The organism is Priestia sp. D3YE.R1 (assembly GCF_049199565.1).
Lineage (GTDB): Bacteria > Bacillota > Bacilli > Bacillales > Bacillaceae_H > Priestia > Priestia aryabhattai.
The window spans coordinates 43,394-55,584 of the sequence record NZ_JBLTHW010000003.1; the positions used below are offsets into that span (position 1 = coordinate 43,394).

Here is a 12,191-nt window from a genome sequence, read left to right on the forward strand (position 1 = left end):
GAAAATGATAAGAATTGGATCAGGAGCGGGTTTTTCAGGAGATCGATTAGAACCGGCTGTTATATTGGCTGAAAAAGGAAATTTAGATTATTTAGTATTAGAATGTTTAGCTGAAAGAACAATCGCACTTGCTCAAAAAAGAAAAAGTCAAAATTCTTTAATGGGTTACGATCCCTTGTTAGAAGAAAGACTAGAGATTCTTTTACCTATTATTAAGAAAAAGAAAGTGCGGATTATCACAAATATGGGAGCAGCCAATCCAATAGGTGCTGCTAAAAAAGTTGTTGAAATAGCTAATCGACTAAACATTGAGATAAAGGTAGTAGCCGTAACGGGAGATGATGTACTAAAGTCGATAGATAGAAATGGATTGACTCTAGAAACAAATGAACCGATATCTCATTTTGATAACGTCATATCCGCAAACGCTTACCTAGGTGTAGAAACAATATTGCCAGCTCTAGAGACAGAGGCTCAAGTTATTATTACTGGTAGAGTAGCAGATCCGTCTTTATTTGTTGCTCCAATGGTGCACCACTTTGGATGGTCTTTAGACGACGTAGATAAAATTGCTCAGGGAACAGTAATTGGACACTTATTGGAGTGTGGGGGGCAGGTAGCTGGTGGTTATTTTGCTGATCCGGGAAAAAAAGAAGTCTCAAAGCTTGCTGAATTAGGTTTTCCATTTGCTGATGTTAAAGAAGATGGGACAGCCATCATTACTAAAGTAGAAGGGACAGGAGGAGTCATTAACTTAGCTACTGTAAAAGAACAGCTTCTTTACGAAGTAACTAACCCCCATCAATATATAACACCGGATGTTATTGCAGATTTTACTTCCGTTCATTTACAGGAAATTAAATTGAACCAAATTCAAGTGTCTGGTGGAACAGGTATACCAAGGCCTGAAACGTTAAAAGTCAGCGTAGGTTACGAAGCAGGTGTTATTGGAGAAGGGGAAATCTCCTACGCCGGATCCAATGCTGTAGAAAGAGCTAAGCTAGCTGGTGAAATTTTATATAAGCGTTTAAAAAATAAAGTAGTCGACTTAAGAATTGATTATATTGGTATTTCTTCCGTTCATAGAGTCTCTTTTCAAGAATCAGCTCCTTATGAAATTAGGCTGAGAGTAGCAGGGAAATGTCTTACTTCAAAGGAAGCTGCTAAAATCGGAGAAGAGGTAGAAGCTCTTTATACAAATGGACCCGCAGGCGGAGGCGGAGCAAGAAAGTATGTTAATGAGGTAGTAGGAATTATTTCTACGTTGATTTCACGTAACAAAATAGAAACACAGCTTACATTAAAGGAGAGCTTAACAAATGAAAAAGAAATTATATGAACTTGCTCACAGTCGAGCTGGAGATAAAGGAAACACGCTTATGCTATCACTAATTCCATATGACGAAAAAGACTATTTCTTGCTACGTGAAAAAGTGACTGCTTTGGAAGTAAAAAAACACTTAAGAAATATTGTAGAAGGAGACATTGTTCGCTACGAAGTTCCTAATATATCAGCATTTCAATTTGTATGTCACCGCGCGTTACTTGGTGGAGTCACTACTTCTTTAGGAATGGATACGCACGGAAAGAGTTTAAGTTATGCCCTTCTAGAAATGGAAGTAGACATTTGAATAATAGTATAAAGGAGGTACTTTATCAGTGAACAATACGTCAATACAAAAAGTTCTAAGTTTTATTACTGTAGGAGTTCTTATTCTAGCTTTCTTTCCTTTAAATATTGTTGCGGCAAAAGAAGAAAATAATTATAGAAACGTAAAAAAACCAACCTCTTCAGTTTTATCAGGTACTTATTATTTGGAGCAGAAGGTTGAATTAAAGACAAACACACCAGGGGCGAAGACTTACTATACACTTGATGGGAGCACTCCAACTACTAAAAGCACTCAGTATACAAATCCAATCATTATTAATAATGATACGGTGCTTAAAGCAATTTCCATAAGAGGAAACGCGAAAAATAAAAATCAAAAGAATCATAGTGATCTAGCTATATTTACTTATTCATTTGAAAGTAGAGAATCTATAGCTACTCAATTTTTATCATTCACTTATAAAACAATGCCCTACCGACTTTATGTGCCTAAAGACTATGATTCTACAAAATCATATCCCTTGGTGCTATTTTTACATGGAGGTGGTGAACGAGGAAATGATAATAAAAAACAGCTTCTTGGCAACGACGGAGCTATCGTTTGGGCTTCACCAGAAAATCAACGAAAGCACCCCGCTTTTGTTTTAGCTCCTCAAGCTCGTAATGTACCAAGCGGAGGCTTTACCGTTACAAGAGACGATAACAATAAAGTCGACTTAGCAAAAGTATTCGAAACATCAGAGGATTTAAAAACGGCTTATGAAATTCTACAAAGTGTAAGAAAAGCCTACAATATAGATAGTAATCGCCTTTATTCTACAGGACTATCTCAGGGAGGGTTTGGCACATTTAACTTAAATATAGAACACCCTAATTTGTTTGCTGCTATGGTTCCAATAGCGGGAGGAGCCAATCCAGCTAAAGCGCACCTTCTTACCCACAAACCAATATGGGCATTTCATGCTGAAGACGATTCTGTTATTCCTGTTACCTATTCAAGGAATATAATAGAGGCTATAAAGAAAGCTGGGGGGCATCCACTATATACGGAATATCCTAAAGAATTAAAGTATGATCATGCTTCATGGGTTCCCACGTATCAAAATCAGAAAATGATTGATTGGATGTTTCAGCAGGTCAAATAAGCAAATCAGTAAATGTTAAAGCTCAATACTTCATCTAATACTTATGAAAAACTCTTTCAGTTAATAAAAACTGGAAGAGTTTTTTGCTTTTATTAGGCTAGTCACAAGGCAATGCTGACCCTCCTCTTACACACCACATTTACCCAAATATGTGACGAATTTATGGTAAAGGCGTTCAAACTACATAAAAATCGCTTCAAGTGTGATAAATATCACACCCTTTAACAACACAACATGATAATTTTTTAGGAGTAAGCAATATGTCATGACAAAATTCAATATGTTAGGAGGTTTTTAGCCTTTTGATCTGTTGAGATGCATCTCTAATATGAACGTTTATATACCATTATTATGTACAGAGATTTAGAGGAAGGGAGCCTGAACTTAGGTGAGAAAGCAAAAATCAATGCATATTAGCAAGTTAATCATTCTCTCCGTATTCATTACAATTTTTTTAGCAGGCTGTGATAATCGTTATTTGATTTTAAATCCTCAGGGGGCGGTGGCTCAAAAAGAATACCATTTAATTATTTTTTCCATATTTTTATGCACAATTGTCGTTATTCCTGTTTTAGGTCTGCTTGTGTATATCGTTTTACGCTACCGTGATAAGCCTGGAAACAAGGCTCCGTATCGACCAGACTGGGACGATAGCAAGCGTCTTGAATTTATTTGGTGGGGAATCCCCATTATTATTATCGGCATTTTAGGTTTCGCTACGGCCAAGACGACTTATGAATTAGTAGATCCGCCGAAAAAAGATGTAAAGCCGCTAACGATTGAAGTAACGTCTCTTGATTGGAAATGGTTATTTCAATATCCGGATCAAGATATTGCGACAGTCAACTATGTCAAAATTCCAAAAGATGTGCCCGTTCAATTCGTGCTAACGTCAGACGCACCTATGAATTCTTTTTGGGTACCTCAGCTGGGAGGACAATTATATACCATGCCGGGAATGGCCATGGGGCTTTGGCTGCAAGCTGATCACAAGGGAGAATATTTTGGTTCAGGAGCGAATTTTACGGGTGAAGGGTTCGCCCATATGAACTTTAAAGTTAAATCTACATCGACAAAAGAATTTAATCAGTGGGTAAAACAAGTAAAAGAAACAGCACCAGCTTTAACAAAAGCTGATTATAACAGTCTTGCAAAACAAGGTCTTTCTTTGGAGAAATCGTATTCTACCATTCCTAAAGGTTTGTTCCAAGAAATTGTCATTAAAAATGGCGGTCAATATTATAGTCAGCATCACCATATGAAAAATGAAGATATGAAGACCATGAATGTGGCTTCTGATGAACAAGCACATACACAGCACAAGCACCAGGAAGGAGGAAAATAAGTTGTTAGACAAATTAAAAGATTTTTCATCTCATTTTTTTGTGACAGGGGAGCCGATGATTTACGGAGCAGATGTCGCCATTTTGTTAACACTAGCCGGTATTATTTTTGTTCTTACATATCTTAAAAAGTGGAAGTGGCTATGGCGTGAATGGCTCACAACGGTGGATCATAAGAAAATTGGAATCATGTATATGCTCTCTTCATTGTTAATGCTGTTTCGAGGCGGAGTAGATGCATTATTAATGCGTATGCAGCTAGCATTTCCCCAGTGGCATTTTCTAGATTCTAATCATTACAATGAAATTTTCACTACGCACGGAACCATTATGATTCTATTTATGGCAATGCCGCTTATGTTTGCTTTCTTTAATATCGTTGTGCCGCTTCAAATTGGAGCAAGAGATGTCGCCTATCCTTTTTTAAACGCGGTAAGCTTTTGGCTATTTTTCTTTGGCGCCATGCTTTTCAATTTGTCGTTTGTAATCGGAGGCTCGCCAGATGCAGGGTGGCTAAGTTATCCGCCGCTTTCTGGCATGCAGTTCAGTCCTGGACCAGGTCAAGATTTTTATATTTGGGGCATTCAAATATCAGGTATTGGCAGCTTGGCTTCTGGAATTAATTTCATTATGACCATTTTAAAAATGCGTGCGCCCGGTATGAAACTTATGCATATGCCGCTATTTACGTGGTCTGTTCTAGCAAGCTGTATTATTATCATTTTCGCGTTTCCTGTATTAACCGTAACGCTTGCTTTATTGTTTATTGACCGCTTCTTTGACGGACACTTATTTACCATGACCGGCGGAGGAAATCCAATGATGTACATTAACTTAATTTGGATGTGGGGACATCCTGAAGTGTATATCGTTGTACTTCCTGCATTCGGCATTTTTTCTGAAATCGTTGCAACGTTTTCTCAAAAGAAAATATTTGGCTATAAATCTATGGTTTTTTCAATGATGATTATTAGCGTTTTATCGTATTTTACATGGGTACATCATTTCTTTACGATGGGTGCAGGCGCTAATGTGAATGTGTTTTTTGCTATTACCACGATGGCCATCGGAATTCCAACGGGCGTTAAAGTGTTCAACTGGTTATTTACGATGTTCCGCGGCCGTATTCAAATGACGCAGCCAATGTTATGGACAATTGCTTTTATCCCGTGCTTTGTTGTGGGAGGAGCAACGGGTGTTATGCTTTCAGCAGCTCCTGCAGACTATCAGTATCACAATAGCTACTTTTTAGTTGCACACTTTCACCAAGTGTTAATCGGAGGCGTTGTATTCGGCTTTTTTGCAGGTTTGTACTATTGGTGGCCGAAAATGTTTGGCTTTAAACTAAATGACCGTCTTGGTAAATGGGCATTTTGGACGTGGAATATTGGTTTTTACGTATGCTTCATGCCTCAATATGCATTAGGATTTATGGGGATGACACGCCGTATTTATACGTACGATTTTGACATGGGATGGGGACCGCTGAACGTTATCTCTACAGTGGGAGCCTTCTTTATGGGCATAGGGTTTATTTTTCAAGCATGGCAGATTCTTCATGGCATTAAGTACGGAGAACGAGATGTAACAGGAGATCCTTGGAATGGACGTACATTAGAATGGTCCATCCCTTCACCGCCGCCGCACTACAATTTTGCAGTAATTCCCACAGTAACCGGGCAAGATGCGTGGTGGACGATAAAAGAAGAAAGAAAAAAGAAAAAAGCGAAGGAAACAGCGGCTTTTTCTCCAATTCATATGCCTAAGAATTCAGGCATTCCATTTATCATGTCGGTTTTCTGGTTCATTGCTGGTTTTGGTTTAACGTTCCACTGGGTATGGGTAGCGATATTCGGTTTGACAGGAGTAGGAGCTTGTTTACTAGCTCGTTCTTTTCAATACAACTCGGACTATTATATTCCCGTGGATGAAATTCGACATACAGAAGATTCAGTAGGGAGGGTGGGGTAACATGGCATATGCGACAGCACACCACGGAGAACATCATCATGAACATGATGAAGAAATCAAAGTTATGGGTTTTTGGCTTTTCCTCGTAACGGACTGCATCTTATTTGGAGCATTATTTGCTACGTATGCCGTTCTTGTTAATCATACTGCAGGAGGCCTTACAGGAAAGGAATTTTTTGAAGTCCCAGGATTTGTTTCTGAAACGTTTATCTTATTAACGAGCAGCTTTACAAGCGGATTAGCCGTGTTAAGCATGCACAAAGGAAAAATAAAGCCTTTAATTGGCTGGCTAATCGTAACTCTGCTTTTAGGTGTATACTTTGTTGGCCTTGAAATTCATGAATTTCAAACAATGGTTCACGAAGGAGCAACCATTTCTACGAGCGCATTTTTTACGGCTTTCTACACGCTGGTTAGTACACACGGGCTACACGTCTCTGTCGGAATCATTTGGATGATTTCAATTACAATCCAGTTAAAACGATACGGAATTACCTCTGTAACAAAACGAAAAGTGACGATTATAAGCTTATACTGGCATTTTCTTGATGCCGTCTGGATCTTCCTTTACACGGTTGTGTATTTAATGGGGGTGATGTAGATGGAGAACCACGGGTCGTTAAAAGCTTATACAATAGGATTTATTTTCTCGATTATTTTAACCGTTATTCCTCTGCTGCTGGTATTAAACCACGTACTTGCTAAAAATATATTACTAGCTAGCATTCTAGGAATGGCCGTGCTTCAATTTTTTGTTCAATTGTTTTTCTTTATGCATATTAAAGACGGAGAAAAGCCCCGTTATAATGTAATGGCTTTAATACTCGGAATCGTTTTTGTTATTACAATTGTAGCAGGATCTATTTGGATAATGACTTTTAACTCTCAAGTTCAATAAAAATAGAGCCGTGTACGATGTGCACGGCTCTATTTTTTATTAATCCTTCTACATTGTGATAAAAATCACATATTTTCGCTTGCGCAAGAAGTACAATAAAAGTGTAGCAAAGAAAGTTCTTTATAAACGAAAGACAAAGGAGAGATTATGATGAATATGGCTTATCGTAACATCCTCGTAGCAGTAGACGGTTCTGTAGAAGCGGAGTGGGCGTTCAAAAAAGCAGTTAACAGTGCGAAAAAAAATAACGCTCATTTGATAATTTGTCACGTTATCGACATACAGGCGCTAAGTCCATCACCTTATGCATTCTATACGGATACACGCTTTCAAGACGCAGAGAAATTTGCTGAAGAACTTTTAACCAACTATAGTAACCTAGCCATTAAGGCTGGAGTAACGAAAGTCGAAACATTAATTGAACATGGTTCTCCTAAAACAAAAATATCTAAAAAAATTGCTCCCGATAAGCACGTTGATTTAATTGTATGCGGTGCAACCGGGTTAAACGCGGTAGAGCGTATCTTAATCGGAAGTGTATCTCAGCATATTTTACGCTATGCCAAATGTGATGTGTTAATCGTTCGCACGCCTAAAGAAGCTGAAGAGGAGTCAAAACCTTTACAAGTAGAACTAACAGAGTAGCCAGGCACAGACGAGAAATAAAACTTGTTGTGCACAGCAAAATACAAAGCCCTCACCATTTATTTAAAGAGGGGAGATAAACGTATTTTAGTTAAAAGAACATCCGAACAAGGAGTCAAGATTCTTAAGGGAGAACTTGACTCGTTCGGATTTTTTTATTGTGATGGTGAATGTCGTTTTCATGTATACAGCTGTTGATTGCAGGGGAATGGCAGAAAGAAAGGTGAGGATAGTAGAGCACATTATACATGTTTATTAAAGAAGAAGAGGGGAAGAACAAGCATATAGAAAACTTTTCCTTAGTTGGTTAAGGTTGATTTATAAAGGAGTGAGGAATATGTCAAAGTTAAATAATCCATTAACTCAATATTTCCATGAAGACTATCCAAAGCAGTATCAAGAACCGCCTGGTGTACAAAAAGAAATGAACGTCATCCCAGACTGCGGGGAGAACAGTTACATAGGTGCAGGTAAATTAAAAGGCAGAAAAGCTCTTGTGACAGGTGGAGATTCAGGTATTGGCCGAGCAGCAGCTATCGCTTACGCAAGAGAAGGAGCGGACGTTGCGCTTAATTACTTGCCGCAAGAGCAAGCTGATGCAGAAGAAGTAAAAAAGCTTATTGAAGCAGAAGGAAGAAAAGCAGTACTCATACCTGGTGATGTAGGCGAAGAATCTTTTTGCAAGGAGCTAGTAGAAAAAGCTTATAAAGAATTAGATGGATTAGACGTTTTAGCACTCGTAGCAGGTAAACAGCAGGCAGTAGAAGATCTTGCTGATTTAGAAACGGACCAGCTGCGCAAAACCTTTGAAGTAAATGTATTCTCTTTATATTGGACCGTAAAAGCAGCGCTGCCTTATTTACCAGCAGGTGCTTCGATTATTACCACAAGTTCTGTACAAGGCTATAGCCCAAGTCCTAATCTATTAGATTATGCAGCTACAAAGTTTGCCATTAACGGATTCACTCGCGGACTAGCCAAGCAACTAGCTCCAAAAGGTATTCGCGTCAACTCAGTTGCTCCAGGACCTATCTGGACGCCGCTGCAAATTTCTGGAGGGCAGCCAAGCGATGCTATTCCAGGCTTTGGACAAGATACACCTCTACAGCGTGCTGGTCAGCCGGTAGAGTTAGCAAATGTATACGTATTTTTAGCTTCAACGGATGCAAGCTATGTAACAGCTCAAGTTTACGGAATTACAGGCGGAATAGAACTAGCTTAACTCAAAAAAACACGTGCAGTTATGAACTGCACGTGTTTTTTTGAGTTATTTCTGTTTTAATGTCTTCTTCCTTTTAAAGTCTGTACACAAATGTAGCTAAGCGTAGCGAATAACGCTGTAATAAATGCCGAGTGAGACAGTGTAGCAAAGACATTTAAACGAGACATGACAACAAATATACCGCTAAATATTTGAGCAATGGTTAAAGCAAACGCAATGATGGACGCGTAGTAAATATCACGGCGAGTTTCTTTATACTGCTTGATGGCAGATACCATAATCCAAATGATAAGAACAAACAGCACAAGAGCAGCAAATCGGTGGGCAAAATGAATGCCCGTTGTTCCCGAAAGCTTTGGAATAAGAGTATTGCCGTAACAAGCAGGAAAGCTTGTACACGCTAAGCTTGCACCTTTGTGACGCACATATGCACCTAAATAAATATCGCAGTAGGTAAATATAAGCGTAAACCATGCGAGCCATCTAAATTTGCCTGTAACGGCTCCTTTAATAAAATGATCCGAACGGTCCTTTTGAATAACAAATATTGAAAGTAAAAATACACCGGTAAACGCAATAAGCGAAAGACCGAAATGCAGTGCTAGCGCCTCAGCTGACTGAGGCCAGATAACGGCAGAAGCCCCGAGCAATGACTCGATAACGATAAATGCAATACTCATAATCGCTAAAATTTTCACTTCACGGTTTCTGCGATAACGAATCCAAGCCCAAATAGAAAATGCTAAAACAAGAAGACCTGCAAATGCGGTAATCAAACGATGCGTATATTCAATCATTGTTGCTACTGCGTATTCGGGTATTAACTGCCCGTTACACAATGGCCACTCGTTTCCGCACCCTAATCCAGATCCTGTAGTTGTGACCAGACTGCCGGCAATCATTAAAATAAACATAACAATCGTTGTAAATATAGCTGTTATTTTAAATAAATTTCTCATACGTTGACTCCCTTTGTTGAGTTACTAATTATGACTATAGATTTGATGAATACGATAGTCAAGTAGTAGAGCGTAATTAACAAATAACTGTCACAAACTCGCACATGTTTCCCTTAAATTTGATGTCAGAAAAGCTTTCTTTACTAAACTTTTTAATGGTTTTTTCCTTTTAAACAATGTAAATATGCTTTCATACATAAGATATAAAAAATTATATTAGTGATTTTGTACAATTTGCAAAAAAAAATTTAGAGAGAATGGAGATACAATCATATTCCAAAAGTGATAATATAAATATAAAACAAACGATGTTATAAAACCTATCATTTCATGTTAGATATATAACGAGGTTTTTAGCAAAAAGAAACTTTATTGAAAGGAGAGATAGCAATGAGCTTAGATGCTTTAAATAAAAGAGTAGTAACCGATCTTTCTTACCTTTCCTTTAGGAAACCAACAGAAGCACAGCCAATCATCCCTAAAAGCGGACACGTATACGATGTAATCATTGTTGGAGGAGGTCAAAGCGGTTTAGGAACGGCCTTTGGGTTACTGCGAGAACGCGTGTCAAACATTCTTGTTATTGATGAAAACCGTTCAGGTTTAGAAGGTCCGTGGGAAACGTATGCACGAATGATTACGCTGAGAACACCAAAAAACTTAACGTCTATTGATTTAGGTATACCTTCGCTTACGTTTCAAGCGTGGTGGGAAGCACAATTTGGCTCAGAGGGCTGGGAAGCTCTTGACAAAATTCCAAGAGGAGATTGGATGAATTATTTGCGCTGGTACCGGAGCATTCTTAACCTTCCTGTGGCAAATGAAATAAAATTAATGTTAATTGAGCCGACGGAAACAGGTATTCATCGCTTGCATATTGAAGGAAATGGAGCTGCATGTCCTACACTGATGGCACGTAAAGTTATACTAGCTACAGGAATTCAAGGAGGAGGAGAGTGGCACGTCCCGCCTATGATTTCTGAAAAGTTGCCGCTTCACCTTTATTCTCACACTTCCCAAACCATTGACTTTACCGCGTTAAAAAACAAAAAAATTGCTGTTTTAGGAGGAGGAGCTTCCGCGTTTGACAACGCCAACTATGCACTTTCCAAAGGAGTTGCTGAAGCTCATGTATTTGTTCGCCGAAAAGAACTTCCGCGTATTAACCCAATCAGACAAATGGAAGCTTCAGGAATGATTGAACGTTTTCACGCTTTATCAGATGCTGAAAAGTATGAAGTGATGGCTCACTTTTTTGAATACAATCAGCCGCCTACGAATGATACATTCGGACGCGCTTCCTCATGGCCGGGTTTTCATTTACACGTACATGCACCGTGGCTGGATGTCGAAGAAAAACAGGATAAAGCAGTGGTAACAACTCCTCAGGGAATCTTTACATTTGACTATTTGATTATTAGCACAGGGCTTCTAACAGATCCGGCTCTTCGTCCAGAATTACGCCTCGTTGAAAAACACATCGCCCGCTGGAGCGATCATTACAAAGCACCACATGAAATCGCCAATCCAGTATTGGATGCCCACCCTTACCTTAGTAATGGCTTTGCTTTTTCAAATCGCGATGGGGAAGGCCAAAAAATGGTATATGGCCTTTTTGCTTTTAATTATTCCGCTTTAATTAGCTGTGGAATTTCCGCTTCCGCTCTCTCAGGTCTAAAATATGCGATACCAAAGCTCGTATCAGAAGTAGCCAATCAGCTTTTTATTGATAACCGCCATGAGAATTTAACCAATTTCTTTGACTATAATGAGCCTGAATTTATCGGGAGCTGGTCAAAGGACGATAATCAAATAAAAACAATATAGCAAAACACATTTTTAACAATGAAAAAGGTGAAGCATATGGAGCCGATCTCTAAAAAGAAGATAGCTACTTTGTATACTCAAATTAGCCAAGAGATTTTTAATGTAGGCGTGAATACTCAAAAAATAGATATTATTGATAATAAAATTCTGATTCTAGCTCAATCAAAAAGAATGCCGGCACTAGAAGCCCTCAGTGAAGAATATAGAGAATTAGTGATGTCTCTTGATGCCGCTTTGTCGACTAAATATAAAAAAATGCTAAAGCAAAAAGTAGAGCTTTTATTTGATATCGAGGTCACTTCTTTATTTAGAGATTATGATCCTGTTACAGAGAATTCTTGTACAGTTATTTGCTTTAAATAACTTCTCTATATAAATTGCAAAACGTTCGATGACATCGTTTGTTTCGCAAAACACGTAAAAGACGGATGCTTATCTTCTGTTTACAGAAGCAAAGAGCCGTGAAGATAGAAGGATTTCCTTCTGTTTTCACGGCTCTTTTTATAGATATTTTCATAAAAAAGGAGTGGAAAAATGGCTACATATACACTTGTTGATAAAGGGGCTGT

At 38.5% G+C, this 12,191-nt stretch carries 12 protein-coding genes; 11 read left to right on the top strand and 1 reads right to left on the bottom strand.

The features are described 5' to 3' along the window. Nucleotides 1-4 precede the first annotated feature (4 nt). From ACOZIR_RS18560 to ACOZIR_RS18600, 9 genes are all read left to right on the top strand, one after another. Nucleotides 5-1,339, top strand: coding sequence for an acyclic terpene utilization AtuA family protein (locus ACOZIR_RS18560; RefSeq protein WP_045289527.1), 1,335 nt, complete (start codon nucleotides 5-7; stop codon nucleotides 1,337-1,339). Next, entirely contained in the window at nucleotides 1,320-1,631 is a 312-nt protein-coding gene (locus ACOZIR_RS18565; protein WP_045289525.1) for an AtuA-related protein, read from the top strand. Before ACOZIR_RS18560 ends, ACOZIR_RS18565 begins: the two co-directional genes overlap by 20 nt. A gap of 28 nt (nucleotides 1,632-1,659) precedes the next feature. After that, nucleotides 1,660-2,757, top strand: a complete 1,098-nt coding sequence (locus tag ACOZIR_RS18570; RefSeq protein WP_045289523.1) for a chitobiase/beta-hexosaminidase C-terminal domain-containing protein — start codon at nucleotides 1,660-1,662, stop codon at nucleotides 2,755-2,757. A 406-nt stretch (nucleotides 2,758-3,163) separates the two neighbouring features. Then, nucleotides 3,164-4,102 (top strand): ubiquinol oxidase subunit II, encoded by a 939-nt coding sequence (locus ACOZIR_RS18575; protein WP_421535812.1) that lies wholly within the window; start codon nucleotides 3,164-3,166, stop codon nucleotides 4,100-4,102. Between the two features lies 1 nt (nucleotide 4,103). Further along, entirely contained in the window at nucleotides 4,104-6,071 is a 1,968-nt protein-coding gene (gene qoxB, locus ACOZIR_RS18580) for a cytochrome aa3 quinol oxidase subunit I (protein ID WP_014460555.1), read from the top strand. A 1-nt stretch (nucleotide 6,072) separates the two neighbouring features. Further along, nucleotides 6,073-6,672, top strand: coding sequence for a cytochrome o ubiquinol oxidase subunit III (gene cyoC, locus ACOZIR_RS18585; protein ID WP_045289515.1), 600 nt, complete (start codon nucleotides 6,073-6,075; stop codon nucleotides 6,670-6,672). Continuing rightward, nucleotides 6,673-6,969 carry a cytochrome o ubiquinol oxidase subunit IV gene (gene cyoD / locus ACOZIR_RS18590; protein WP_025751946.1) on the top strand — a complete coding sequence of 99 codons (297 nt, stop codon included), beginning with the start codon at nucleotides 6,673-6,675 and terminating at the stop codon, nucleotides 6,967-6,969. It begins immediately after the preceding gene. Between the two features lie 150 nt (nucleotides 6,970-7,119). Beyond that, nucleotides 7,120-7,614, top strand: a complete 495-nt coding sequence (locus tag ACOZIR_RS18595; protein WP_026106550.1) for a universal stress protein — start codon at nucleotides 7,120-7,122, stop codon at nucleotides 7,612-7,614. Between the two features lie 337 nt (nucleotides 7,615-7,951). Then, nucleotides 7,952-8,836 (top strand): SDR family oxidoreductase, encoded by an 885-nt coding sequence (locus ACOZIR_RS18600; protein WP_016763765.1) that lies wholly within the window; start codon nucleotides 7,952-7,954, stop codon nucleotides 8,834-8,836. 56 nt (nucleotides 8,837-8,892) lie between these two features. On the opposite strand, the gene ACOZIR_RS18605 is transcribed toward ACOZIR_RS18600, so the two are convergent. Beyond that, nucleotides 8,893-9,795, bottom strand: coding sequence for a COX15/CtaA family protein (locus tag ACOZIR_RS18605; protein WP_088048969.1), 903 nt, complete (start codon nucleotides 9,793-9,795; stop codon nucleotides 8,893-8,895). Nucleotides 9,796-10,185: 390 nt separating this feature from the next. Between ACOZIR_RS18605 and ACOZIR_RS18610 the strand changes: the two genes are divergently transcribed. Beyond that, nucleotides 10,186-11,622: an NAD(P)-binding domain-containing protein gene (locus ACOZIR_RS18610; protein ID WP_421535747.1), complete on the top strand. Its 1,437-nt coding sequence runs from the start codon at nucleotides 10,186-10,188 to the stop codon at nucleotides 11,620-11,622. Nucleotides 11,623-11,658: 36 nt separating this feature from the next. After that, on the top strand, nucleotides 11,659-11,985 hold the full coding sequence (locus ACOZIR_RS18615; RefSeq protein ID WP_013082771.1) for a Na-translocating system protein MpsC family protein: 327 nt from the start codon (nucleotides 11,659-11,661) through the stop codon (nucleotides 11,983-11,985). Nucleotides 11,986-12,191 lie beyond the last annotated feature (206 nt).